General features: G+C 73.1%; 22 protein-coding genes. 12 read left to right on the forward strand and 10 right to left on the reverse strand.

Annotated elements, in window-relative coordinates; genetic code table 11:
- Positions 1–121: 121 nt before the first annotated feature.
- From BLS21_RS19765 to BLS21_RS19785, 5 genes are all read left to right on the forward strand, one after another.
- A complete protein-coding gene (locus BLS21_RS19765) occupies positions 122–1468 on the forward strand; it encodes an extracellular solute-binding protein (protein ID WP_091222566.1) in 1347 nt (448 codons plus the stop codon).
- Entirely contained in the window at positions 1465–2427 is a 963-nt protein-coding gene (locus BLS21_RS19770; protein WP_091222569.1) for a carbohydrate ABC transporter permease, read from the forward strand. The genes BLS21_RS19765 and BLS21_RS19770 overlap by 4 nt, the downstream gene beginning before the upstream one ends.
- The gene (locus BLS21_RS19775; RefSeq protein ID WP_091222572.1) at positions 2427–3260 is read left to right on the forward strand and encodes a carbohydrate ABC transporter permease; all 834 of its coding nucleotides are present in this window, start codon (positions 2427–2429) and stop codon (positions 3258–3260) included. The genes BLS21_RS19770 and BLS21_RS19775 overlap by 1 nt, the downstream gene beginning before the upstream one ends.
- Positions 3261–3298: 38 nt before the next feature.
- A complete protein-coding gene (locus BLS21_RS19780) occupies positions 3299–4576 on the forward strand; it encodes an ABC transporter ATP-binding protein (protein WP_091222574.1) in 1278 nt (425 codons plus the stop codon).
- 83 nt (positions 4577–4659) lie between these two features.
- Entirely contained in the window at positions 4660–6315 is a 1656-nt protein-coding gene (locus tag BLS21_RS19785; RefSeq protein WP_091222577.1) for a glycoside hydrolase family 13 protein, read from the forward strand.
- Here the strand turns inward: BLS21_RS19785 and BLS21_RS19790 are convergent.
- Together BLS21_RS19790 and BLS21_RS19795 are read right to left on the reverse strand one after the other, a co-directional pair.
- On the reverse strand, positions 6312–6782 hold the full coding sequence (locus tag BLS21_RS19790; protein WP_175479664.1) for a GNAT family N-acetyltransferase: 471 nt from the start codon (positions 6780–6782) through the stop codon (positions 6312–6314). The two genes, BLS21_RS19785 and BLS21_RS19790, sit on opposite strands and share 4 nt — an antisense overlap.
- Positions 6779–7795, reverse strand: coding sequence for a carbohydrate kinase family protein (locus BLS21_RS19795; protein WP_091222580.1), 1017 nt, complete (start codon positions 7793–7795; stop codon positions 6779–6781). Before BLS21_RS19795 ends, BLS21_RS19790 begins: the two co-directional genes overlap by 4 nt.
- Positions 7796–7939: 144 nt before the next feature.
- Between BLS21_RS19795 and BLS21_RS19800 the strand changes: the two genes are divergently transcribed.
- A complete protein-coding gene (locus tag BLS21_RS19800) occupies positions 7940–8773 on the forward strand; it encodes a PspA/IM30 family protein (protein WP_091222583.1) in 834 nt (277 codons plus the stop codon).
- A 149-nt stretch (positions 8774–8922) separates the two neighbouring features.
- On the opposite strand, the gene BLS21_RS19805 is transcribed toward BLS21_RS19800, so the two are convergent.
- On the reverse strand, positions 8923–9777 hold the full coding sequence (locus BLS21_RS19805; protein ID WP_091222585.1) for a DNA-formamidopyrimidine glycosylase family protein: 855 nt from the start codon (positions 9775–9777) through the stop codon (positions 8923–8925).
- Positions 9778–9922: 145 nt separating this feature from the next.
- Here BLS21_RS19805 and BLS21_RS19810 point away from each other — a divergent pair, with 145 nt between their 5' ends.
- A complete protein-coding gene (locus BLS21_RS19810; protein ID WP_091222588.1) occupies positions 9923–10519 on the forward strand; it encodes an antibiotic biosynthesis monooxygenase in 597 nt (198 codons plus the stop codon).
- 155 nt (positions 10520–10674) lie between these two features.
- Here the strand turns inward: BLS21_RS19810 and BLS21_RS19815 are convergent, their stop codons facing one another.
- Entirely contained in the window at positions 10675–15279 is a 4605-nt protein-coding gene (locus BLS21_RS19815; RefSeq protein WP_091222590.1) for an ATP-dependent helicase, read from the reverse strand.
- Between the two features lie 87 nt (positions 15280–15366).
- Between BLS21_RS19815 and BLS21_RS19820 the strand changes: the two genes are divergently transcribed.
- The 5 genes from BLS21_RS19820 (at position 15367) to BLS21_RS19840 (ending at position 20042) form a co-directional block, all read left to right on the forward strand.
- Positions 15367–16512 (forward strand): acyl-CoA dehydrogenase family protein, encoded by a 1146-nt coding sequence (locus tag BLS21_RS19820; RefSeq protein ID WP_091222936.1) that lies wholly within the window; start codon positions 15367–15369, stop codon positions 16510–16512.
- A gap of 12 nt (positions 16513–16524) precedes the next feature.
- Positions 16525–17802, forward strand: a complete 1278-nt coding sequence (locus BLS21_RS19825; RefSeq protein WP_091222593.1) for an MFS transporter — start codon at positions 16525–16527, stop codon at positions 17800–17802.
- A 159-nt stretch (positions 17803–17961) separates the two neighbouring features.
- On the forward strand, positions 17962–18156 hold the full coding sequence (locus tag BLS21_RS19830; protein WP_175479665.1) for a DUF3046 domain-containing protein: 195 nt from the start codon (positions 17962–17964) through the stop codon (positions 18154–18156).
- 186 nt (positions 18157–18342) lie between these two features.
- Entirely contained in the window at positions 18343–19377 is a 1035-nt protein-coding gene (recA, locus tag BLS21_RS19835) for a recombinase RecA (protein ID WP_091222599.1), read from the forward strand.
- Between the two features lie 2 nt (positions 19378–19379).
- Positions 19380–20042 carry a regulatory protein RecX gene (locus tag BLS21_RS19840; protein WP_091222602.1) on the forward strand — a complete coding sequence of 221 codons (663 nt, stop codon included), beginning with the start codon at positions 19380–19382 and terminating at the stop codon, positions 20040–20042.
- A gap of 238 nt (positions 20043–20280) precedes the next feature.
- Here BLS21_RS19840 and ctaD read toward each other — a convergent pair whose 3' ends face one another.
- The 6 genes from ctaD to BLS21_RS19870 all read right to left on the reverse strand — a co-directional run bounded on the left by ctaD (position 20281) and on the right by BLS21_RS19870 (position 25957).
- Positions 20281–22041: an aa3-type cytochrome oxidase subunit I gene (gene ctaD / locus BLS21_RS19845; protein ID WP_091222606.1), complete on the reverse strand. Its 1761-nt coding sequence runs from the start codon at positions 22039–22041 to the stop codon at positions 20281–20283.
- A 120-nt stretch (positions 22042–22161) separates the two neighbouring features.
- Positions 22162–22584, reverse strand: coding sequence for a hypothetical protein (locus tag BLS21_RS19850; protein WP_091222609.1), 423 nt, complete (start codon positions 22582–22584; stop codon positions 22162–22164).
- A gap of 75 nt (positions 22585–22659) precedes the next feature.
- Entirely contained in the window at positions 22660–23565 is a 906-nt protein-coding gene (locus tag BLS21_RS19855) for an amino acid ABC transporter permease (protein ID WP_091222611.1), read from the reverse strand.
- Positions 23562–24209, reverse strand: a complete 648-nt coding sequence (locus BLS21_RS19860) for an amino acid ABC transporter permease (RefSeq protein ID WP_091222614.1) — start codon at positions 24207–24209, stop codon at positions 23562–23564. Before BLS21_RS19860 ends, BLS21_RS19855 begins: the two co-directional genes overlap by 4 nt.
- Positions 24210–24289: 80 nt before the next feature.
- Entirely contained in the window at positions 24290–25180 is an 891-nt protein-coding gene (locus BLS21_RS19865) for a glutamate ABC transporter substrate-binding protein (protein ID WP_091222617.1), read from the reverse strand.
- A 21-nt stretch (positions 25181–25201) separates the two neighbouring features.
- Positions 25202–25957, reverse strand: a complete 756-nt coding sequence (locus BLS21_RS19870; protein WP_425431622.1) for an amino acid ABC transporter ATP-binding protein — start codon at positions 25955–25957, stop codon at positions 25202–25204.
- Positions 25958–25985 lie beyond the last annotated feature (28 nt).

The following is a 25985-nucleotide window of genomic DNA, read 5'->3' on the forward strand; positions in this document are numbered from 1 at the left end:
GGTCAGCGGGCCGTCCGCGGGTGGTCACGAGCTGGTTTCGTTCGAGTTGACACCTCCTGTGGCCTGGGCCACGGTACGAAAACCGCGGTGATCTCAAGCTCACTGCTCCCCACGGAGGCGGATGACGGTGTCGAGGTACGGCAAGGGCAGATCGTCCGGCGGAGCCGCGACGCGGGGGCGCAGACGTCAGCTGGGCGGAGCGGCGGCGGCCGCGGTCCTGGCCTCGACGCTCGCCGCCTGTGGCGGTGGCGACGGCGGGGGTTCCACCCCCGTCCTCAACTGGTACATCAACCCGGACTCCGGCGGCCAGGCGGAGATCGCGCAACGGTGCAGCGACGCCTCGAACGGGGCGTACACGATCGAGACCTCGCAGCTGCCCCGGGAGTCCTCCGCCCAGCGTGAGCAGCTCGTCCGGCGGCTGGCGGCCAACGACACCTCGATCGACCTGATGAGCCTGGACCCCCCGTACATCCCCGAGTTCGCGCAGGCCGGCTTCCTCGCCCCCGTCCCCGGGGACCTCGCCGAGCGGGTCACGGAGGGCGTCGTGCAGAGCTCGATCGACTCCGCGACGTGGGACGGTGAACTGGTCGCCATCCCGTTCTGGGCCAACACCCAGCTGCTCTGGTACCGCAAGTCCGTGGCAGAGGCGGCCGGGCTCGACATGACCCAGCCGGTCACCTGGGACCAGCTGGTCACGGCCGCCCAGGAGCAGCAGAAGCTCCTCAGCGCCCAGGGCCGGCGCGCCGAGTCCCTGACGGTGTGGCTCAACGCGCTCGTCGAGTCCGCCGGGGGCTCCATCATCGAGGAGAACTCCTCGAACCCGGAGGACATCCAGCTGGGGCTGACCACCCCGGAGGCCGCCCGGGCCGCCGAGGTGATGAACACCGTGGCGAACTCCGGCGTCGTCGGTCCCGCCTTCTCGACGTCGAGTGAGGACACCAGCGCCACCGAGTTCGAGGGCCCGGACGCCGGCTTCATGGTCAACTGGCCGTTCGTCTACTCGCGGGCGCTCTCCGCCGTCGAGGCGGGCACCCTGGACGCGTCCGTGCCGGAGGACTACGGCTGGGCGCTGTACCCGGCTGTCGACGCCGGCCAGCCGAGCGCCCCTCCGTTCGGCGGCATCGACCTGGGCGTCAGCGCCGTGAGCCGGAACGTCGAGCTCGCCTACCAGGCGACGGAGTGCATCACCAGCGACGAGAACCAGACGTACTACATGACCACCAACGGCAACCCCGCCTCCTCGGCCGCGGTCTACGACGACCCCGAGGTGCTGGAGGTCTTCCCGATGGCCCCGACGATCCTGGACTCCCTGGAGGCGGCGGCCAACCGTCCGCAGACGCCGTACTACAGCGAGGTCTCCGGAGCCATCCAGCGGGAGTACCACCCGCCGTCGTCGGTGACGCCCGAGACCGGTGAGCGGGCCCAGGCCCTGATCGAGGCCGTCCTGTCAGGAGACCAGCTGCTATGAGCACCACCACGCTGCCACCCACCGAGAAGACCCAGCCGGTCGCGGCTCCGCGCGGGACCATCAGCGACCGCTCGCGCGCCGAACGCAAACTCGGGTGGCTGCTGGCCGGCCCGGCGTTCGTGGTCATGCTGCTGGTCACCGCCTACCCGATCCTGCAGGCGGTCTGGTACTCGCTGTTCAACTACCGCCTCACCGACCCGGAGAACCGGTCGTTCCGGGGGCTGGGCAACTACGCGGTGATCCTCTCCGACGGCCTCTGGTGGCAGGCGCTGCTCGTCACGCTGTTCATCACCGTGGTGACCGTCGTCGTCGAGCTGGTCCTGGGCTTCGCGCTGGCGCTGGTGATGGCCAAGGCGCTCAGCTCCATCCGGCCCGTCGTCCGGGCGGCGATCCTCATCCCGTACGCGGTCATCACGGTCGTCTCGGCCTTCGCGTGGGCGTTCGCGTTCCGGATCGAGACCGGCTTCGTCAACAGCTGGTTCGGCTGGCTCCCGGGGGTCGCGGCGGACACCGACTGGTTCGGCGGCCAGTGGACCTCGCTCCTCGTGATCTGCCTGGCCGAGATCTGGAAGACCACACCCTTCATCTCCCTGCTGATCCTGGCCGGCCTCGCGCAGGTCCCCGACGTGCTGCAGGAGGCGGCCAAGGTCGACGGCGCCACCTGGTGGCAGCGGATGTGGCGGGTGACCATCCCGAACATGAAGGCGGCGATCATGGTCGCCCTGCTGTTCCGCACGCTCGACGCGTTCCGCATCTTCGACTCGATCTTCATCATGACGGCCGGGGCCAACGGCACGGAGTCGGTCTCGTTCCTCGCCTACCGGCAGACGATCGCGCGGGTGGAGATCGGCCTCGGCTCCGCGGTCTCCGTCCTGCTGTTCCTCTGCGTCGTGATCATCGCGTTCGGATTCATCAAGGGATTCAAGATCGACCTGGCGCAGGCGAGAGGGGAACGCTGATGTCCCGGCGGGAGAAGACCTGGTGGATCATCGGGGGGATCCTGATCGTCCTGTACTGCCTGTTCCCCATCGCGTGGATCGTGGCGCTGTCGTTGAAGGCGCCGGAGGACATCGCGAACGGCCAGTTCCTCCCGACCGACGCGTCGTGGGAGAACTACTCGACCATCCTCACGGGTTCGGCGAGTGAGCTGTTCCTGCCGGCGCTGCGCAACTCGTTCGGCATCTGCCTGATCGCGACGTTCATCTCCTGCGTCCTGTCGATGTTCGCCGCCTACGCGATCGCCCGGCTGGACTTCCCGGGGAAGAAGGTCATCCTCTCCACGGCTCTCGGGGTGGCGATCTTCCCGGTCATCTCGATCGTGACGCCGCTGTTCAACCTCTGGCGGCAGATCGGGCTCTACGACACCTGGCCCGGGCTGATCATCCCGTACCTGTCGCTGACCCTGCCGATCTCCATCTGGACGATGTCGGCGTTCTTCCGGGAGATCCCCTGGGAGATGGAGCAGGCGGCGCAGGTGGACGGCGCCACCACCTGGCAGGCGTTCCGCAAGGTGATCGTCCCGCTCGCCGCTCCCGGTGTGTTCACCACGGCGATCATCGCCTTCTTCATCGCCTGGAACGACTTCGCCTACGGCATCTCCCTGACCTCGACGAGCGCCTCCCGGCCGGTGCCGGCCGCGCTCGGACTGTTCTCGGGGGCGTCGCAGTTCGAGGACCCGACCGGTGCGATCGCGGCAGCTGCGGTGATCGTCACGATCCCGGTCGTCGTCCTGGTGCTGCTCTTCCAGCGGCGCATCGTCGCCGGCCTCACCAACGGCGCGGTCAAGGGCTGACCCCCGAACCCACCCACCCAGCGAGGGGACGAGATCTGATGGCATCGATCGAGATGCGCAACATCGTCAAGCAGTACGGCGACGGCTACCCGGCCGTCAACGACGTCAGCCTGGACATCGCCGACGGTGAGTTCATGATCCTGGTCGGCCCGTCCGGCTGCGGGAAGTCGACGCTCCTGCGGATGATCGTCGGGCTGGAGGACATCACCAGCGGGGACATGATCATCGGCGGCAAGCGGGTCAACGACCTCGCGCCGCGCGACCGCAACCTGTCGATGGTGTTCCAGAACTACGCGCTGTACCCGCACATGACGGTGTACGAGAACATCGCCTTCCCGCTGCGGCTGGCGAAGATGCCCGATGACGAGGTGCGCCGCCGGGTGACCGAGGCCGCTGAGGTGCTCGAGCTGCGTGACCACCTCGAGCGCAAGCCGGCCAACCTCTCCGGTGGCCAGCGGCAGCGCGTGGCGATGGGCCGGGCGATCGTCCGCCAGGCCGAGGCGTTCCTCTTCGACGAGCCGCTGTCCAACCTCGACGCCAAACTGCGCGGTCAGATGCGTACCGAGATCGCCCGCCTGCAGCGCAGGCTGGGCATCACCACCGTCTACGTCACCCACGACCAGACCGAGGCGATGACGCTCGGCGACCGGGTCTGCGTGCTGCGCAAGGGGCGCATCCAGCAGGTCGCCTCGCCGCGCGAGCTCTACGAGCAGCCGGTCAACCTCTTCGTCGCCGGCTTCATCGGCTCGCCGCCGATGAACTTCCTGCCCGCGACCGTGCAGGGTGACCAGTTGCAGACGCCGTTCGGGCCGATCGCACTGGACGAGCGGCGCGCCGCCGCCGTCCGCGGCCGCGACCTCCTGCTCGTCGGCATCCGGCCGGAGTACTTCGAGGACGCGTCGCTGGTCGACGAGGCGAAGCGGCCGCTGGGCTCGCTGTTCCGGGCGCGGGTCGACGTCACCGAGTGGCTGGGTGACTCGCAGTACGCCTATATCCCCTATGAGGCGCCGGAGGCGATCCGCAACCAGTTGCGCGACCTGTCGCGGGAGCTGGACGCCGAGGAGCTGCGCACGCAGGCGATCGTCTCCATCGACGCCACGAGCCGGATCCGGGAGGGACGCGAGGCGGAGTTCTGGCTCGACGCCCGCAAGGTGCACGTGTTCGACCCGCAGACCGGCGAGAACCTCACCCGCGACGCCGAGGCCGGGGCGCGGCTGACCCAGATGGCCACCGAGGACCGTGTCGAGCAGGTGCAGGAGGCGCAGGCCCAGGGGACGACGGTCGGCGGCGGAGCCTCCCGGGCCGGAGCCGCCTAGCCCACCGGCACAGGGCGCCGGCGGCCGCACCGGCCGCCGGCGCCGCTGCCTGTCCGAGGCCCGCCGACCGCGTCAGGAGCCAGATGCCCCCTCCCGACCTGGAGGGCCGCCGTCCGTGGTGGCGGACGGCCGTCGTGTACGAGGTGTACGTCCGCAGCTTCGCCGACTCCGACGGGGACGGCGTCGGCGACGTCGACGGCCTGCGCAGCCGGCTGCCGTACCTGACGGACCTCGGCGTGGACGCCCTGTGGGTCACGCCCTGGTACCCGTCGCCGATGGCCGACGGCGGCTACGACGTCAGCGACCACCGGGACATCGACCCGCGGCTGGGGACCCTGGCCGACGTGGACGCCCTGCTGGCCGAGGCCCACGCCGTCGGGCTCCGCGTGATCGTCGACCTGGTCGCCAACCACACCTCGGCCGAGCACCCCTGGTTCCGGGCGGCGCTCGCCGGCGGCCCGGGTGCCCCCGAGCGCGCGCGGTACTTCTTCCGGGACGGCCGGGACGGCGGCACCGCGCCGCCCAACGACTGGATCAGCGCATTCGGCGGTCCGGCCTGGACCCGGGTGCGCGAGCCGGACGGGGCGATGGGGCAGTGGTACCTGCACCTGTTCGCCCCGGAGCAACCGGACCTCGACTGGGACGACGAGGTCGTGCGGGAGGAGTTCGACGGGACGGTGCGGTTCTGGCTCGACCGCGGCGTCGACGGCATCCGGGTGGACGCCGCACCGGCCCTGGCGAAGGTGCCCGGCCTGCCCGACGCCGGCCACGCACCCGGCGCGCTGTTCGAGTCGAGCGCCTGGGTGGACAACCCGCACTGGGACCGCGACGAGGTGCACGACGTCTTCCGGCGCTGGCGGGCGATCAGTGACGGCTACGACGGCGACCGGGTGTTCGTGTCCGAGGCGGTGGTCGCCGGCCCCGAGCGGCTGGCCCGGTACGTCCGACCCGACGAGCTGCACACCAGCTTCAACTTCGACTACCTGCGCGCCGCCTGGGACGCGGACGGCCTGCGGGCGGCGATCGACGGGACGCTGTCCGCGCTGGCGCCCGTCGGAGCACCGCCCACCTGGGTGCTGTCCAGCCACGACGAGACACGGCACGTCACCCGCTTCGGTCGGGAGGCCAGCGGAGCGGGGACCATGGGTTTCGACGCGGCGTCCCCGACGGACCTCGCCCTGGGCCTCCGGCGGGCGCGCGCCGCCGCCCTGCTCACCCTCGCCCTGCCCGGCAGCGCCTACCTGTACCAGGGGGAGGAACTGGGCCTTCCCGAGGTGGATGACCTGCCGGAGGACGTCCTGCAGGACCCGACCTGGGAGCGATCCGGGCACACCGCCCGCGGCCGCGACGGCTGCCGGGTGCCGCTGCCGTGGTCGGGAGACCGGCCGCCGTTCGGGTTCACCGCCGACGGCGTCCGCCCGTGGCTGCCGCAGCCCGAGTCGTGGCGGGAGCTGACGGTGGCGGCGCAGCGCGACGACCCGGCGTCCACCCTGTCGCTGTACCGCAACGCCCTGCGGCTCCGGCGCGCCCTGCCCGGCCTCGCCGACGACGGACCGCTGACGTGGCGCGACCTCGGGGACGGCGTGCTCGCGTTCGACCGTGGCAGCCGCTTCCGCTGCATCGTGAACCTGTCGGACCGGCCGGTGCCGCTGGCCGGGCAGGGCGAACCGGTGCTCACCAGTTCCCCCGGGACCGCCGACCTGCCGACGGACACGGCCGTCTGGCTGCGGACGGGCTAGCGGGCCAGCGTCCGGGTGAGGACGAGACGGTCCTCACCCGGTCCGGCGCGGTCCGGGGCCAGGTGCGCGCTGGCGCCGAGCGCGGTGTGGAAGGCGACCGCGGCGGTGTCCTCCGGCCGGGTGACCGCCTGGACCACCCGCGCCCCGGTGGCCAGCGCCAGGTCGTCGAACCAGCGCACCAGCCGGCGGCCCAGCCCGGTGCGGCGCCGGTCGTCCCGCACGGCCAGCAGGTGCAGGTAGGCCAGCCGGTCGGCGGTGACCACACCCAGCACGTAGCCGACGTCCTCCCCGTCGGCGCTGCGAGCGAGCGCGCCGAAGCCGCCGAACTGGTCGAACCAGACCGGGTGGTGCAGCGGCCGGGTGTCGACGTCCCAGAACCGGTCGTGCGCCGCCAGCAGGCGGGCGCGGACGGCGGTGGCCGACAGCTCGGCGAACCCGACCAGCGCGACGTCGTCGCGGTCGGTCACCGGCGGGCCGCCGCCAGTTCGTCGCGGGTCGGCGGGTCGGCGCCCTCGCGGGTGCAGTTCAGCGCGGCGACGAGCAGGGCGTCGTCGACGATCGGCAGCAGCTGCTCGTCGGGCAGCTGCTCGAGTGCCGCCCGCGTGGTGACCCCCGCCTCCAGCAGGCCGACGAACAGCCCCGCGGCCAGCGAGTCGCCGGCGCCGACGGTGTCGGCCACGGTCACCCGCGGGGGCTCGCGGTGCAGCAGCTCGCGGCCCGGCCGGGCGATGCGCAGCGGCGCGCCGCCGTCGGTGAGCACGACCAGGGCGATGCCGCGGTCGGCCCAGCGCAGCGCCGTCGCGTCGAGGTCGTCGACGGCGTCGGGCTCGAGCCAGGCGAGGTCCTCGGCGCTGACCTTGACGATGTCGGCGCGGGACAGCAGCCGTTCGAGGCGGCCGCGCACCGACTCCGGGGAGTTGCCCAGCGCCGCCCCGACGGGGCCGTCGGCCAGCATCGGGCGGATGTTGGGGTCGACGCTGACCAGCGCCCGGTCGTCGGCGGCCACCTGCTCCACCAGCCGGGCGATCGCCTCGCAGCCCGGCGGGGTCCAGCTGGAGATGGAGCCGACGTGCAGGATCGCCGTCCCGGCCGGCAGGACGGCGGCCAGCTCCTCGTCGGTCCACTGCCAGTCGGCGGCGCCCTGCACGTGGAAGCCGTAGTCCGCATGGCCTTCGGGGCTCAGCCCCACCACGGCGAGGCTGACCGGCTCGGTGGCCGGCACGAACCCGCCGAGGTCGACGCCGGACAGCTCGACGTGGCGCCGCAGGCCCGCGGCCAGCGGCCCGCTGCCCAGCCGGGCGAGCAGGCGCACCGGGACGCCGAGCCGACCGGCGGCGACCGCGACGTTGAGGGCGTTGCCGCCGGGACGGGCGACGTAGTGCGGTGTCGTGCCGTGCGGCCCCGCGCCGGCTGCCGCGTCGGGCAGCATGTCGACGACGAGCTCACCGAGGACGCTCAGCACCGCGCGGTCGCTGCTCACGTCCGCGACCCTAGCGAGCGGAACGCCTCCGCACCTCGCCGCTGGCTCACGCGCATGCGGACCTGGGACGATGACGGGGACGACGATCGCTGCGGCGCGCCGGACGGGTAGGCCTGGCGCACGACCGCACGAGCAGGAGGACCGATGCCCAACCCGTTCGTGAAGCTGTGGAGGTACCTCACCGCCTCCGCCAACGCCAAGATCGACGAGAAGGCCGACCCGAAGATCCAGATCCAGCAGGCGATCGAGGCCGAGCAGCAGCGGCACCAGGCTCTGGCCAACCAGGCCGCAGCGGTGCTGGGCAACCAGCGTCAGCTCGAGATGCGGCTCAACCGGCAGCTCGGTGAGGTGGAGAAGCTGCAGGCCTCCGCGCGGCAGGCACTGGTGCTGGCCGACCAGACCCGCGCCGGTGGGGACGCGGCCAAGGCGGCCGAGTACGAGAACGCCGCGCAGGCCTTCGCCACCCAGCTGGTCGCCGCCGAGCAGGCGATGGAGGACCTCAAGCGCAGCCACGACGAGGCGCTGCAGGCCGCCGAGCAGGCGCGCGGCGCGGTCGAGCAGAGCCGGATGCGGCTGCAGACGACCCTGGCCGAGCGCACCAAGCTGATGAGCCAGCTCGAGCAGGCCAAGATGCAGGAGCACGTGGCTGCCTCGCTCAAGCAGGTCAACGAGCTCTCCGCGCCGGGCAACACGCCGAGCCTGGGCGAGGTGCGGGACAAGATCGAGGCCCGCTACGCCAACGCCCTGGGCCAGGCCGAGCTGGCGCAGACGTCGGTCGAGGGCCGGATGCTCGAGGTGCAGAAGGCGACCCTCGACGTCGCCGGCGCCTCCCGGCTGGACCAGATCCGCGCCTCCATGGGGCAGCCGGCGATCACCGGCCAGAACGCGGCCCCGGCCCTGGAGGAGGGCACACCGTCGGTGCCGACGTCCACCGCGCAGCCGGCGGCCCAGCCCGCCGAGCGCCCCGACCAGCAGTAGCAGGAGGGTCCCAGCCCCGACCACTCGCGAGCTCGCGGCGGCGCCCTGCAGGGAACCGCGTCCTCCTCACCTCCGCGAGGTCAGGGCGGGACCCGGGACGGGGCCGACCGCTCGCGGCCCGGTCACCTCGGTGACCGGGCCGCGGCGTCTCAGGAGGCGCTCGTGAGGGGTGGCGGGTGGTCGGGCTCCCCGGTGCGGGCCGCCGGGTCGACGGAGGCGTCGGTGGCCTGGCAGGTCGGGCACCAGTAGGTGATCCGCTCCTGCAGGTCCGGCCCCTGGTCACCGCGCAGGATCGGGGTGCCGCAGCGGTAGCAGGGGCGGTCCTTGCGGCCGTAGACCCAGTGGTCGCGGCCGCGACGCAGGTCGCCGGTGGTGCTCTGCTCCGGGCGGTCGCGGTTGGCCAGCATCAACGAACGGGTCCGCTCGACCAGACCGGGGAGGTCCTCGACGTCGGCCACCCGCATCCACGGGTGCACGCCGCAGACGAACAGGCCCTCGACCTTGTAGAGGTTGCCGGGCCCGCACAGGTTGCGCTGGTCGAGGATGGCGACGCCGATCTGCTCGTCGGGGTGCGCCCGCAGTCGGCGCAGTGCCTCGTCGAGGTCCCAGTCCGGACCGAGCACGTCGGGGCCGAGGTGGCCGACGACCTGGTCCTCGTGCGCGGTGCGCACCATGGCGACGTCGTGCAGCCGGTAGCCCACGCAGTCCCACTGGTCGGTGGCGAGGATGGCGCGGATCGAGAAGGCCGGACCGCCGCGCCACCGCGAGCCGTGCCGGTAGATGTGCCAGCTGCCGTCCATCCGGTAGTGGGTGCGCAGCGTCCATCCGTCGGTGAAGCGGGTGAGCATGTGCTTGCCGCGCGGGACGACCTCGGAGACGGTGCGGCCGGCGAGGTCGGTGGCGGCCAGCTGCGGCACGCGCAGCTCGCCGCGGCGCAGGGTGGCGCCGGCGAGTGCGGTGTGCATCCGCTTCGCCGCCAGCCAGACGGTGTCTCCCTCGGGCACGCGCTCCAGTGTCCCCCGGCCCCGTCCAGGGCACCGCCCTGAGCGTGCGCAGGGTGGGCAGGACGGGGACCTTCTGCTGCTCGGACGCGGCGCAGGTCACCTGCGCGGCGGGAAGGCGCAGGTCCGCCGCGGTGCTGAGCCTCCCGTGCAGCGACGCGACCGATCGACGAACGCCCCGCTCACCGCACCCGAGGCGGTGGTCGCCGCCGCCGAGCCGGTCACGGTGACCGTCGCTCGCGACGTGCGTGCCGACCAGCGCGAGACCTTCGAGGGATGGGCGGCCGAGGTGCTCGACCTGGCCGCGCGGTTCCCGGGCAACCTGGGCGCCAGCCTGCTGCGCCCCGGCCCGGGCTCGACCCGCTACCACCTGGTCTACCGGTTCGCCGACGGCGAGTCGCTGGCGCGCTGGGAGCGATCGACCGAGCGGCAGGCCGCGCTGCAGCGCGTCGAGCACCTCACCGACCGGGTGGACTACGCCCACGTGGCGGGGCTGGACAGCTTCTTCACGGCCCTGACCCCCTCCCGGCCGGGGCCTCGTTGGCGGCTGACGGTCCTCACCGTGGTCGCCGTCTTCGCGATCACGCTGGCCTTGCAGCTGCTGGTCGTCCCGCACGTGTCGGGGTGGCCGCTGCTGGCGCGACTGCTGCTGTCGGCCGTCGTCGTGGTGGTGCTGCTCGGTTACGTCGTCATGCCGGCGCTGTCGCGGCTGTTCCGCCGCTGGCTGCACCCCTCCCGCGGCTGACGGAGGGCTCCCTGCCCCCGCCACTCGCCGGCCGGCGGCGGGGATCCTGCTGGGAGGCGGGCCCCTCGTGGCGGGACCCCGTCCGCCACCCTGCGCAGGCTCAGGGCCGCCCGGGACGTGGTCGGCGGTGCCCCGGAAGGGCTCGCCCGGCCTGGTCAGGCGCGGACGCGCAGGCCGCGGGGGGTGGCGGCGAAGCCCGCCGCCTGCAGCGCGGCCGACAGCGGGGTCGACTCGTGCACCGAGGCCCCGTCGGCCTTCTGCACCACCATCCGGCCGAGCGCGCCCGCCGCGACCGCGCCGGACAGGGCCGTCGCGGCCTCCTTGAGCGCGGTCTCGTCCTCGGTCCAGGACAGCAGCGTCTTGCCACCCCGCTCGACGTAGAGCACGAGCTCCCCGTCGACGAGCACGACCAGCGCGCCGGCCTTGCGCCCGGCCCGGTGCCCGGCACCGCGCCGCACGCCGCCGGTGCCCTCGCCGACGTCGACGGCTCCACCCGGGTCGCCGCCGTCCTCTGCCGTCGCGCCGGGGCGTTCGGGCCAGGGCAGGGCCGCGCCGTAGACGTTGGCCGGGTCGGTCGCGGCCAGGACCACCGCGCCGCCGGGCACCCGGTCCGGCGAGGCGAAGCTGCGCAGCCGGTCGACCGAGCCCGGCGTGCCGAACTGCGCGGCGCCGAGGGTCTCCACGAAGTAGCCGCGTCGAGCGCGGCCGTTCTCCTCGAAGGCCCGCAGCACCGGGTACACCGCGGAGAACCCGCCGGTGACCTGCTCGGCCACCACCGCGCCGCGGGTCAGCACGCCGTGCCGCTCGAGCAACGCCTCGGCGCGGGCCGTCGTCCGCTTGGTGGGATTGACCTCCCGGTCGGGCAGCCGCGACCAGCGACCGGCCATCGTGGGCGGCCCGCTGCGGGTCGGCATCGCCGGCCGGCCCAGCCGGGTGCGGCCGTAGCGGCTGCGGTCCAGCCGGGCCCGGGGCGGGGCGGGCTGGCGCTTGTGCGTCCCGCCACCGGACAGCCGGGTGCGCAGCGGCGCGAGGGTGTCGTTGGTGAGCGCGCCGGCCCAGACGAGGTCCCACACCAGGTCGGCGAATGCGGCGTCGTCGGTGGAGCCGGCGAGGTCCGACAGCCCCCGGAAGAACAGCGCCTGTCCACCGGCCAGGTGCTCGAGCACCGCCGGGCCGGCCTCGGGCAGCTCCAACGGCTCGGGCAGCAGCAGCGGCGCGAGGTCGGCCGGCACGAGGCTGACCCAGCCGTCGCCGCCGGGCAGCCCGCCGGCGCCTGCCCACAGCACCTCTCCGGCGCTGGTCAGCTCGTCGAGCATCGCGGGGGAGTAGTCGCGGACCCGGGCCGGCAGCACCAGCGACTCCAGCGCGCTGGCCGGGACCAGCGCCCCGGCCAGCTGCTCGACGACCGCCAGCACGCCGTCCGGCCCGCGCATCCGGCTGCCCACCGACTGCCAGGACGGCGTGAACCGCGCCAGCGTGTCGACCGGCACCGGCTCGACCTCCTGGCGCAGCCGGGCCAGGCTGCGCCGGCGCACCGACCGCAGCACATCCGCGTCGCACCACTCCTGGCCGGTGCCGCCCGGGCGGAACTCCCCGGTGACCAGCCGGCCGGTGCCGACCAGCCGCTGCACCGTGGCCGTGACCACGGCGACGCCCAGTCCCAGCCGCTGGGCGACCTCGCCGGGCTGGAAGGGGCCGTGGGTGCGCGCGTAGCGGCCGACCAGGTCGCCCAGCGGGTCGGGCACCGGCTCGGTGAACACCTCCGGCACCCCGACTGGCAGCGCGGTGCCGAGGGCGTCGCGCAGCCGGCCGGCGTCCTCGATCGCGACGTACCGCTCCTCACCGGCGATGCGCACCACCAGCGCACGGCGGGCGGCCACCAGCTCGTCGAGCCACTCCCCGCCCACGCCGCGGGCGGCGGCCTCGGTGGCGGTGAGGTCACCGACGATGCGCAGCAGGTCCGCGGCGCCGTCGGGGTCGCGGGGGTGGCGGTCGGCCGGCAGCCGCTGCAGCTCGGCCTCGACCTCGGTGAGCGCCTCGGCGTCGAGCAGCTCGCGCAGCTCCGAGCGGCCGAGCAGCTCGGCGAGCAGCCCGGTGTCGAGGGCCAGCGCCTGCGCCCGGCGTTCGGCCAGGGGGGCGTCGCCCTCGTAGAGGAACTGACCGACGTAGCCGAACAGCAGCGACTGGGCGAAGGGTGAGGCTGCCTGGGTCTGCACGTCGACCACCCGCACCCGCCGGGAGCGGACGTCGCGCATCAGCTCGACCAGGCCGGGCACGTCGTAGACGTCCTGCAGCACCTCGCGGGCGGCCTCGAGCGTGATCGGGAAGCTGGAGAACTCGCTGGCCACCGACAGCAGCTGGGCGGCCCGCTGCCGCTGCTGCCACAGCGGGGTGCGCCGGCGCGGGTCGCGGCGGGGGAGTAGCAGCGCCCGCGCCGCGCACTCGCGGAACCGGCTGGCGAACAGCGCCGAGCTGCCGACCTCGGCGGTCACCTCCCGCTCGACGTCGTCCGGGTCCAGGACGGCGAGGTCGGCCTCCGGTGGCTCCCCGGTGGTGTCGGGCAGGCGCAGCACGATGCCGTCGTCGGAGTGCATCGAGGCGACGTCGACGCCGTAGCGCTCGCGCAACCGGGCGGCCAGCACCAGCGCCCACGGGGCGTTGACCTGCGCGCCGAAGGGGGAGTGCACGACCAGCCGCCAGTCGCCGAGCTCGTCGCGGAACCGCTCGACCAGCAGCGTGCGGTCGTCGGGGAGGTGGCCGGTGGCCGCCTTCTGCTCGGCGAGGTAGGCCAGCAGGTTGGCCGCACCCCACTGGTCGAGGCCGGCGGCGCGGGCGCGGTCGAGCCCGGCCTCGGGGGTGGCGGTGCCGACCTCGCGGAGGAAGGCGCCCAGGGCACGGCCGAGCTCCAGCGGGCGACCGGGGGCGTCGCCGTGCCAGAACGGCATCTTCCCGGGCTGGCCGGGGGCCGGGCTGACCAGCACGCGGTCGTGGGTGATCTCCTCGATCCGCCAGGAGGAGGAGCCGAGCAGGAAGACGTCGCCCACCCGCGACTCGTAGACCATCTCCTCGTCGAGCTCGCCCACGCGCCGCCCACCGCGGCTGTCCTCGCCGCCGACGAGGAAGACGCCGAACAGGCCGCGGTCGGGGATGGTGCCGCCGCTGGTGACGGCCAGGCGCTGCGCGCCACCCCGGGCGGTGAGGGTGTCGGTCACGCGGTCCCAGGTCAGCCGCGGACGCAGCTCGGCGAAGGCGTCGGAGGGGTAGCGGCCGGCCAGCATGTCGAGCACCGCGTGCAGCGCGGAGTCCGGCAGCGAGGCGAACGGCGCCGACCGGCGGACCAGCGCGCCCACCTCGTCGACGGTGCGCGGCCGCTCGGAGACGATCGCGACCACCTGCTGGGCCAGCACGTCGAGCGGGTTGCGCAGGTAGCGGATCGACTCGATCGCGCCGGACCGCATCCGCTCGGCCACCAGCGCGCACTGCACCAGGTCGCCGCGGTACTTCGGGAACAGGACGCCACGGCTGACCGCGCCCACCTGGTGGCCGGCGCGGCCGACCCGCTGCAGGCCGGAGGCGACCGTGGGCGGTGCCTCGACCTGCACCACCAGGTCGACCGACCCCATGTCGATGCCCAGCTCCAGGCTCGAGGTGGCCACCACGGCCGGCAACCGGCCCGACTTCAGCGCCTCCTCGACGATCGCGCGCTGCTCGCGGGAGACCGAGCCGTGGTGCGCGGCCGCGACCGGCCGCACGCCCTCGGGCACCCCACCTCCGGACCCGGCCTGCGCCATGAGCGCCGCGGCGTTGGTGCCGGGCGGGACGGGCTCGCCGGTCGCCCGTTCGTACGCCAGCTCGTTGAGCCGGCTGGTCAGCCGCTCGGCCAGCCGGCGGGAGTTGGCGAAGACGATCGTGCTGCGGTGGGCCTCGACGAGGTCGAGCACCCGCTCCTCGACCGCCGGCCAGATCGACGTCCGCGGCTGGTCGCCCGCCGCCGAGCCCTCGAGCTCACCGGTGGGCTGACCCAGGGCGCTCATGTCCTCGACCGGGACGACGACCGAGAGGTCCCACTCCTTGGCCGACCCGGGCGCGACCACCTCCACAGGGCGTCCGCCGGCGAGGAAGGTGGCCACCTCCTCGACGGGTCGCACCGTCGCCGACAGGCCGATCCGCTGCGCCGGGCGCTCCAGCAGCTCGTCGAGCCGGTCGAGGGAGACGGCCAGGTGCGCGCCCCGCTTGGTGTCGGCGACCGCGTGCACCTCGTCGACGATGACCGTCTCGACGCCGCGCAGCGCCTCGCGGGCGGCGCTGGTGAGCAGGAGGAACAGCGACTCCGGCGTGGTGATCAGGATGTCGGTGGGCCGCCGGGCGAAGGCCCGTCGCTCCTCGGCCGGGGTGTCACCCGAGCGGGTGCCCACCTGGATCTCCGGGCGCGGCAGGCCCAGCCGGGCCGCGGCCTGCCCGATGCCGGCGAGCGGGGCGCGCAGGTTGCGCTCGACGTCGACGGCCAGGGCCTTCAGCGGTGAGACGTAGAGGACGCGGCAGCGGGCCTGCTCGTCGGCCGGCGGCGGGGTGGTGGCCAGCCGGTCGAGCGACCAGAGGAAGGCGGCCAGGGTCTTGCCCGAGCCGGTCGGGGCCACGACGAGGGCGTGACCGCCGCTGCTGATGGCCTGCCAGGCCCCCTCCTGCGCGGCGGTGGGCTCGGCGAAGGCGCCGGTGAACCACGCCCGGGTGGGCTCGGAGAACCGGTCGAGGGCGGGCACGGCTCCCAGTGTCCACAGGGGTACGACACTCCGCTGGCCTGCGAGGAGCCGCTCGGGTGCGACGTGGCGTGCGGCACACTGACCGCCATGCGCCGATCCCTGTACGAGGCCGAGCACGAGGACTTCCGGGAGACTGTCCGGGCGTGGGCCGAGAAGAACGTCGTCCCCTTCCACGACCAGTGGGAGCGCGACGGCATCGTGCCGCGCGAGGTCTGGACCTCGGCCGGCGCGCAGGGCTTCCTCGGCACCGACATGGACGAGCGCTTCGGCGGCGGGGGCGTGCGCGACTTCCGCTACCAGGCGGTCCTCGACGAGGAGCTCATGCGGATCGGCGCCACCGGCCTGGGCTTCGGCCTGCACAACGACGTCGCCGGCCCCTACCTGCGCGACCTGGGCACCGAGGAGCAGAAGCAGCGCTGGCTGCCCGGCTTCTGCCGCGGTGAGCTGATCACCGCCATCGCGATGACCGAGCCGGCGGCCGGCAGCGACCTTCAGGGCGTCCGGACGACGGCCCGGCGGGACGGCGACGGGTGGGTGCTGAGCGGCTCGAAGACGTTCATCACCAACGGCATCAACGCCGACCTGGTCATCGTCGTGGCCCGCACCGACCCCGGCGCCCCGGGCTCCCGCGGCCTGAGCCTCCTGGTGGTCGAGCGCGGCATGCCCGGCTTCACCCGCGGCCGGAACCTGGCCAAGATCGGGCTCAAGGCGCAGGACACCGCCGAGCTGTTCTTCGACGAGGTGCGCGTGCCGGCCGAGAACCTGCTCGGCACCGAGAACCGCGGTTTCGCGCACCTGATGGAGAACCTGCCGCAGGAGCGGCTGTCGATCGCCGTCGGCGCGGTGGCCGCGGCCGAGACGGTGCTGGCGCAGACCGTCGAGTACGTCACCGCGCGCACCGCCTTCGGCCGGCCGGTCGGCAGCTTCCAGAACAGCCGCTTCGTCCTGGCCGAGCTCCGGACCGAGGTCACCGTCGCCCGCACGTTCGTCGACGAGTGCGTGCGCCAGCTGGGCACCGGTGAGCTCACGCCGGTCGACGCGGCGATGGCGAAGTACTGGACGACGGAGCTGCAGAACAAGGTGGCCGACCGCTGCCTGCAGCTGCACGGCGGCTACGGGTACATGGACGAGTACCCGGTGTCCAAGGCCTGGCGCGACGCCCGCATCCAGCCCATCTACGGCGGCACCAACGAGATCATGCGCGAGATCGTCGGCCGCTCCATGGGCCTCTAGGCCGGGCCTGCCGTGCCCGCGCAGACCCGCGCCGTCGACCCGGTCGCCGTCCAGCGCCGGACCCTCGGCGTGCTCAGCGGGGGCGTCGCCCTGAGCGGGCTCGGCATCACGGTGGGCATCACCGTGGGCGGCCTCCTCGCCCGGGACGTGGCCGGCACCGAGACCGCGGCCGGTCTCGGCCAGACGGCCGGCGTGCTCGGTGCCGCGGTCCTCGCCGTGCCACTGGCGCGGATCAGCGACCGCGCCGGCCGGAGGGCGGGCCTGGCCGCGGGGTACGCGGTCGCCGTCCTCGGCTCCCTCGTGACGGTCGTCGCCGCGGTCGTCTCCTCCCTCCCGCTGCTGCTCGTGGGCCTGTTCGCCTTCGGCGCCGCCACCGCCTGCGGGCTGCAGGCCCGCTACGCCGCGGCCGACCTCGCCGTCCCGGAGCGCCGGGGGCGGGCGTTGTCCCTGGTGGTGTGGGCGACCACGGTCGGCTCGGTGGTCGGCCCCAACCTGGCCGGCCCCGGTGAGGCGCTCGGCGACGTCCTCGGGCTGCCGCCCCTGACCGGGGCCTTCGCCGTCTCGGTCGCCGTCTTCGCCGCGGTGGCGCTGGGGCTGCTCGTCCTGCTGCGGCCCGACCCGCTGCTGCTGGCACGGCAACTGCGGGGCGCGGGGGCGGACACCGGCCGGCCACGGCGGGCGACCACGGACGCGGTCCGGGCCGTGTGGGCCGACCCCCGCGGCCGGCTCGGGCTCACCGCGGTCGTGGTCTCCCACTCGGTGATGGTCGGTGTGATGGTGATGACGCCGGTGCACATGGGCCACGCCGGGGGGACGACGCTGCGCGTCATCGGCCTGGTGATCAGCGTGCACGTCGCCGGCATGTACCTGTTCTCCCCGCTCGTGGGGGTGCTCGCCGACCGGGCCGGCCGCCGGACGACAGTCGCGGTGGGTGCGGGCCTGCTGCTGACGGCGGCCGCGCTGGCCGGGACGGCGCCGTCCGGAGCGGCGCTGCAGCTGGGCGCGGGGCTGCTGCTGCTCGGGCTGGGCTGGTCCTGCGGGCTCATCGCCGGTTCCACCCTGGTCACCGAGGCGGTCGACGAGGGACGGCGGCCCGCCGCGCAGGGCGGCACCGACCTGCTGATGGGCCTGGGTGCCGCGCTGGCCGGGGTCGTCGGGGGCCCGCTGCTCGCCCTCGGCGGCTACGGGCTGGTCGCGACGGTCTCGGCCGCGCTCGTCGTCCCGCTGCTGGCGGTGTGGGCGCGCACCCGTGAGGGCGGAGGAGCGGTGTCGGCTCAGCGGCCCCGGTAGTTGCGCCAGAGCAGGACCAGGGAGGTCAGCAGGGCGAGCGCGATCCCGATCTCGAGGACGAGGTCGAGGCTGGCCGAGCCGGTGCCGGGGATCACGTACCCAGCCTAGGAGTCCGCCGGGCCCGGCCGACCGCCCCGCGTGCGCGCTAGCGTCGGGGTCGTGCGACTGCAGGACTTCTGGGCCCGTCTCCGCGAGCAGTTCGGCCCCATGCGGGCCGAGAGCGTCGCCCGCGACCACGTCTTCTCGTCGCTGGGCGGGCGCAGCGCCGTCGAGGCGATCGAGGCCGGCCTGCCCGTGCGACGCGTGTGGCTGGCGATCTGCGAGGAGTTCGACGTGCCGCGCAAGGAGCGCTGAGTCGCGGGAGCGGCGTGTCACGCTGGCAGTCGAACACACGTTCGGTCTAGATTGGGTGGCGCAGTCCACAAGCCGGGCGTTCCTCCACAGGTCGACCGGATCCCCCGGAAGTGTCAGACCACCGCTCTAGCGTCGGCACCGACCCGCTCGAACACACGGCATCGCGACTTCTCGAAGGTGAGCACCATGGCAACGCTCGACCGCGACAAGGCCCTCGACATGGCCCTCGCCCAGATCGACAAGCAGTTCGGCAAGGGCTCGGTCATGCGGCTGGGCGACAACGCCGCACAGGCGATCAAGGTCATCCCGACCGGCTCGATCGCCCTCGACATCGCCCTCGGCATCGGTGGCCTGCCGCGCGGCCGCGTCATCGAGGTGTACGGCCCCGAGGCCTCCGGCAAGACCACGGTCGCGCTGCACGCGGTGGCCAACGCGCAGGCCGCCGGCGGCATCGCGGCGTTCATCGACGCCGAGCACGCGCTCGACCCCGAGTACGCCCGGGCCATCGGCGTCGACACCGACGCGCTGCTGGTCAGCCAGCCCGACACCGGTGAGCAGGCGCTGGAGATCGCCGACATGCTCATCCGCTCCGGCGCGCTCGACATCATCGTCATCGACTCGGTCGCCGCGCTCGTGCCCCGTGCCGAGATCGAGGGCGAGATGGGTGACAGCCACGTCGGTCTGCAGGCCCGGCTGATGAGCCAGGCGCTGCGCAAGATCACCGGTGCGCTCAACAACTCTGGCACCACCGCGATCTTCATCAACCAGCTGCGCGAGAAGGTCGGCGTCGTCTACGGCTCGCCGGAGGTCACCACCGGTGGCCGCGCGCTGAAGTTCTACTCGTCGGTCCGGCTCGACGTCCGACGCATCGAGACCCTCAAGCAGGGCACCGAGGCGGTCGGCAGCCGGGTGCGCGTGAAGATAGTCAAGAACAAGGTCGCCGCGCCGTTCAAGCAGGCCGAGCTCGACCTGCTGTGGGGTCAGGGCTTCAGCCGTGAGGGCGGTCTGATCGACGCCGGTGTCGAGCAGGGCTTCATCCGCAAGTCCGGCGCCTGGTACACGTACGAGGGCGACCAGCTCGGCCAGGGCAAGGAGAACGTCCGCACGTTCCTGCGCGACAACCCCGACCTCGCCGATGAGATCGAGAAGAAGGTCAAGGAGAAGCTGGGCATCGGCCCGAAGCTGGATGAGCCGGCGACGGCCGACCAGCCCGACTTCTGACGGTGGGCGGCTGGCCCGAGGCCCGGGAGCGCTCAGCTCCCGGACGTCGACGCGGGCGGCGCTCCGTTTCGTCCCCTGCCCCGGACGGCTCGGACGCCGCCCCGCCGGCCGGCGGCCCGCACCCCGAGGACGACCCGGGCGACCCCGAGCAGGTCGCCCGGTCGATCTGCCTGCGGGCGCTGACCGGTGCACCCAGGACCCGCCGGCAGCTGGTCGAGCTGCTGGCCAAGCGCGGCATCCCCGATGACGTCGCCGAGGCGGTCCTCGACCGGTTCGGCGAGGTCGGGCTCATCGACGACGCCGCCTTCGCCCGGGCCTGGGTGACCTCCCGACAGGCCGGACGCGGGCTGGCACGGCGCGCGCTCAAGGCGGAGCTGCGCGCGAAGGGCGTCGACGGCGAGGTCGCCGAGGAGGCGGTCGCGCTCGTCGACGACCAGGACGAGTGGGACGCGGCACGGCGGCTGGTGCAGCGTCGGCTGCCGGGCCTGCGGCGGGTCGACCGGCTGACCGCCGAGCGGCGGCTCGTGGGGATGCTCGCCCGCAAGGGCTACGGCTCCGGACTGGCCGGATGGGTGGTCCGCGAGGCCCTCGACGAGGACCGGTCCGGCGAGGCCGAGGAGCCCGAGGCGCACGAGGAACAGGGCCTGGACGCCTGGCTGCCCTGACGGAGCAGCGTCGGCTCCGGGCCCGCACTCCGGGCTGCGCTGACCGGACCACCCCTGCTCCGGACCTGCACCGCCCGCCGTCCTGACGCGTGGCGCCGGCCCGACGCATGGGCGACGACCGGCGCGGTCTCCTGGGCCTGCCGTGCCCGGCCGGCCGGGCCTGTCGTGCGCGGGGCCGTAGGGTCCGCCCCGACCGCGGCCGGCCGACCATCCCGAGTGGGGACGGCCGGGGCTCGACTCAGGTGGGGTCGGGGTCCCGGCTGCCCTGCCGGCCGCCCTCGCTGAGGCCGACCTCGGAGACGCCGGCGTAGGGCTCGTGCCGGCCGCCGACGTGCTTCTCCTGCTCCAGGCGGTCCAGCAGGTGGGGGTAGTGCGCCTCGAACGCCGGGCGCTCGGAGCGGATCTTCGGGATCTCCACGAAGTTGTGCCGCGGCGGCGGCGACGAGGTCGCCCACTCCAGCGAGTTCCCGTGACCCCAGGGGTCGTCCCGCAGCGCCAGGGGCCCGTGGCGCCAGGACCGGATCACGTTGAACAGGAACGGGATGATGGAGGCGCCGAGGATGAACGAGAAGATCGTCGACACCGTGTTGAGCGTGGTGAACCCGTCGCTCGGCAGGTAGTTCACGTAGCGCCGGGGGAAGCCCTCGCCGCCGAGCCAGTGCTGCACCAGGAACGTGCCGTGGAAGCCGATGAAGGTCATCCAGAACTGGAGCTTCCCGAGACGCTCGTCGAGCATCCGGCCGCACATCTTGGGGAACCAAAAGGCGATGCCGGCGTTGGCCGCGAACACCACGGTCCCGAACACCACGTAGTGGAAGTGGGCCACGACGAAGTAGCTGTCGTTGACGTGCCAGTCCAGCGGCGGGGAGGCCAGCAGCACACCGGTCAGGCCACCGAGCAGGAAGGTGACCATGAAGCCGATCGACCACAGCATCGGCGTCTCGAAGGTCAGCTGACCCCGCCACATGGTGCCGATCCAGTTGAAGAACTTGATCCCGGTCGGCACGGCGATCAGGTAGGTCAGGAACGCGAAGAACGGCAGCAGCACCGCACCGGTGGCGTACATGTGGTGCGCCCACACCGTCACGGACAGGGCGCCGATGGCGATGGTCGCGAAGACCATGCCCTTGTAGCCGAACAGCGGCTTGCGGCTGAACACCGGGATGATCTCGGTGACGATGCCGAAGAACGGCAGCGCGATGATGTACACCTCGGGGTGCCCGAAGAACCAGAACAGGTGCTGCCACAGCATCGGCCCCCCGTTCTCCTCCGAGTACACCAGCGCGCCGACCTGCCGGTCGGCGAGCAGCGCCATGAGGGCGGCGGTGAGGATCGGGAAGGCGAAGAGCACCAGCAGGCTGGTGACCAGCGTGTTCCAGCAGAAGATCGGCATCCGGAACAGCGTCATGCCCGGTGCCCGCAGGCAGACGATGGTGGTGGCGAAGTTGACCGCGCCGAGGATGGTGCCCAGACCGGACACCGCCAGGCCGGCGATCCACAGGTCCGGCCCGGCGCCGGGGGTGTGTGCGACGTCGGACAGCGGGGTGTAGGCGTACCAGCCGAAGTCGGCGGCGCCGCCCGGGGTGAAGAAGCCCGACACGGCGATCGTGCTGCCGAAGAGGAACAGCCAGTACGAGAACGAGTTCAGCCGCGGGAACGCCACGTCGGGCGCGCCGATCTGCAGCGGCATGATCAGGTTGCCGAACGCGAAGAACAGCGGCGTCGCGAAGAACAACAACATGATCGTGCCGTGCATGGTGACCAGCTGGTTGTACTGCTCCGGCGACAGGAACTGCAGGGCAGGCCGGGCCAGTTCCCCGCGCATCAGCATCGCCATCAGCCCGCCGATGACGAACCACACGAACGACGTGACCAGGTACATCAGGCCGATGGTCTTGTGGTCGGTGGTCCGCAGCAGGTTCGCCAGCCGCGAGCCCTTGTCCGGTGCAGGAGCGGTGCTCGAGCGCGTGACGATCGGGTGCGGGGCCAGAGCGGTCATGCGGCGACTCCCAGGGGCGACCGCGCTCCTCCGACTAGGAGCTGGCTCCCATGGTGTCCCAACAACGCAGGTCAGGGAAGTCGGGGCGGCCCGAGGGCGCGCGTGCCCGTGGCGAGTGGATCAGCCCGCGGAGCGCCTGGCCGCCGACCAGGCGGTCACGTCGACGGCGACGCCGTCCGGCGCCTCGTCGTCGGCCACCAGCCAGCTGCCCTCCCGGCCCAGCTCGCAGGACAGCCACGCCCGGATCTGCAGGTCGAAGGCGCGTTCGGGTGCGGCGGCCGCGGAGCTGACCGGCCCGAGGAAGGTCAGGTCGGTCTCCCCGCCCCCGGCGAAGCGCAGCACCACCCGACAGCGCGAGCGCCGGTGACGGGCAGGGGGCACGACCTCCCGGACGACGGCGGTGTCGGCGCCTGCGGCGGCGGCCAGGGACGACGAGCACGCCCGCAGCCGGGTCACGAACTCCTGGGCGGCGTCCGGAGGTGCCGCCGGGCGGCGCACCGGCGCCGGGAGCGGGGGCACGGCGGGGCGGAGGGCGGTGTCCACGTCGGAGTTCTCGGCAGGTCCGCCGCCGGTCGGAACCGCCGGGCGCAACCCATCGGCCGCGCCCGGCGGCCGCTGTCACCGTGCTGCCGGGACGGCGCCGCCGCCACCGCCCATCTGCACGTCGGCGGGCAGCTCGGTGGGGGTCGTGGCCGCCGCCTTCTGGCTGGTCCGCGTGCGCCGCTCCACGTACCGCGCCAGCCACGACAGCAGCAGGTTGATCACGATGTAGACGACTGCGGCGGCGACGTAGAGCTGGAACGTGTACTGGTTGCCGAACTGCAGGGTGAAGAACTCGACCAGGCTCCGCGCCCCGCGCAGCAGCTCCGGGAAGCTGATGATGAAGCCCAGCGAGGTGTCCTTGAGCAGCACGACCAGCTGGGCGATGAGCACCGGCAGCATGCGTCGGATGGCCTGCGGGAGCAGCACCAGCGTCATGACCTGCGTCTTGCGCATGCCCAGCCCGTAGGCGGCCTCGCGCTGGCCGCGGTCCACCGACAGGATGCCGGCGCGGAAGATCTCGGCGAGCACCGCGGAGTTGTAGAGGACCAGGCCTCCGACGAGGGCCCAGAACGCGCTGAGCCGGATCCCGAACTTCGGGAGCAGGAAGTAGAGCGCGAAGATCAGGACCAGCAGGGGCACCGCGCGGAAGAACTCGATCAGCGTCGACACGAGCACGCGGACCCAGCGGTGCTCCGAGAGCCGCCCGACCGCGAGCAGCAGGCCCAGCACGGTCGCGAGCACCATGCCGACGATCGCCACCTGCAGCGTGCGCAGCAGGGCCTGGCCGAGCGCCTGCGGCACCTGACTGGCCGGGTCGAACAGGACGGCCCAGCGCTGTGCCTCCAGCTGACCGTTGCCGGCCAGGCGGGCGAGCACGAGGGCGATGATCGCCACGACGACGAGGACGCCGACCGCCGTGCCGATGCGGATGCGCCGACGTGCCTTCGGGCCGGGCAGGTCGAAGAGGACGGGTGTGGTCATCGCAGGATCGCCACCCGCCGCTCGATCCGGTTGACCGCCAGGGCGGAGGGGAGGGTGATCACCATGTAGCCCACCACCACGCCGACGAGCACGAGGGTCAGGTCGCCGGCGTCGGCGTTGACCAACCGGGGCAGCAGCGAGCTCAGCTCGCTGACCGAGAAGCCCGCGGCGATGGAGGTGTTCTTCACCATCGCGATCAGCACGTTGCCCAGGGGCGGGACGACGGTCCGGAACGCCTGGGGGAGGACGACCTCACGGAGGGACTGCCCGAAGGTCAGCCCGATCGCCCGCGCGGCCTCGGCCTGGCCGGCCGACACCGCGTTGATCCCCGACCGCAGCGCCTCGCAGACGAACGCGGCGGTGTAGAGACCGACCGACAGGACGGCCCCGGGGAAGAAGCCGATGACGAAGTCGATCTGCGGCAGCCCGAAGATGATGAAGAAGAAGACCACCGTGAGCGGCGTGTTGCGGAAGGTCTCGACGTAGAAGGTGGCCAGCCCGCGCAGCGGGGGGATCGGGCTGACCCGCATCGCGGCGAGGAGGGTGCCGAGCACCAGCGCCACCAGACCGGCCAGCAGGGACAGTCCGAGGGTGGTCAGGAACGCATCGAGGAACAGGTCGGCGTTCTCGCGCACGAAGTCCACGGCGCCTCCTCTCCGGGTCGGGACGGCTGACGCCGCCGGGCGAGGAGGCCCCGCCCGGCGGCGTCAGTGGATCCGGTCGGTCAGTAGCGGTCGATCGTCGGGGGCTCGGGAGCCGGCTCGCCGGTGATGGCTCCCGCGGTGCGGTCCCACGCCGCGGCCCAGCTGCCGTCCTCGAAGGACTGCTCGAGGGTGTCGTTGATGTAGGTGCGGAACTCGTCGTCGCCCTTCGCCAGGCCGATGCCGTACGGCTCCTGGGTGAAGGGGTTGCCCACCAGCTCGAAGGCACCCTGGCCGCCCTGGACGAGGCCGGTGAGGATGACGTTGTCGGTGGTCACCGCGTCGACCTGGCCGTTGCGCAGCGCGTCGGCGCACTTGGAGTAGACGTCGAACAGCGTCAGCTGGGCCTCGGGGTAGTTGTCCCGGATGTTCTGCGCCGGGGTCGAGCCCTCCACCGAGCAGACCCGCTTGCCCGCGAGGTCGTCCGGGCCCTCGATGCCCTGCGGGTTGCCCGTGGCGACCATGATGTCCTGGCCGGCCACGTAGTAGGGCCCGGCGAAGTCGATGAGCTGCTTGCGGGCGTCGTTGATCGTGTAGGTCGCCACGACGATGTCGACGTCGCCGTTCTGGATGAACGACTCCCGGTTGGCCGACACCGTCTCCTTCCACTCGATGGCCTCGGGGGCGATGCCCAGCCCACCGGCGACGATCTTGGCGACCTCGACGTCGAAGCCCTCGGGCACACCCTGCGGGTTGGCCAGGCCGAAGCCGGGCTGGTCGAACTTGGTGCCGACGGTGATCGTCCCGGCCTCGGCGAGCTCGGCCATCGTGCTCCCCGCGGGGAACTCGACGTCCTGAGCGACCTCGGGGGCGTTCTCGGTGGCCTCCCCGGCCTGCTGGCCGGCCTCGCTGGAGCAGCCGGCGAGCACGAGGCCGAGGGCTCCCAGGGTGGCGGCGTAGCGGGTGATGCGCATGTGCGTTCCTCTCTACCGGGCTCAGTGGGTGAGGATCTTCGCGAGGAAGTCCTTGGCCCGGTCCGACTGCGGGTTGGTGAAGAAGGTCTCGGGGTCGGCGGACTCGACGATCCGGCCGCCGTCCATGAACACGACCCGGTTGGCCGCCCGGCGGGCGAAGCCCATCTCGTGGGTGACGACGACCATCGTCATGCCGTCGCGGGCCAGCGAGGTCATGACGTCGAGGACCTCGTTGATCATCTCGGGGTCGAGGGCGGACGTCGGCTCGTCGAAGAGCATCACCTTGGGGTCCATCGCCAGGGCCCGCGCGATGGCGACCCGCTGCTGCTGACCGCCCGAGAGCTGTGCCGGGTACTTGTCGGCCTGCGCACCCACCCCGACCCGGTCCAGCAGCTCCCGGGCGCGCCGCTCGGCCTCGCCCCTGCTCTGCTTGCGCACCTTGATCGGACCGAGGGTGACGTTCTCGAGGATCGTCTTGTGGGCGAAGAGGTTGAAGCTCTGGAACACCATGCCGACGTCGGCTCGCAGCCGGGCGAGCTCCCTGCCCTCCTCGGGCAGGCGCTGGCCGTCGATGGTGATCTCGCCGGAGTCGATGGGCTCGAGCCGGTTGATCGTCCGGCACAGCGTCGACTTGCCCGACCCGGACGGGCCGATGACGACGACCACCTCGCCGCGGTCGATCGACAGGTCGATGTCCTGCAGGACGTGCAGCTCACCGAACCACTTGTCGACCCCGGACAGGCGGACGAGAGGCTCTCCGGCGGTACGGCTGGTCACCCGGGGAACCCTAGAGGCGGCGGACGAC

It is taken from the genome of Geodermatophilus siccatus (assembly GCF_900103785.1).
Taxonomy (GTDB): domain Bacteria; phylum Actinomycetota; class Actinomycetes; order Mycobacteriales; family Geodermatophilaceae; genus Geodermatophilus; species Geodermatophilus siccatus.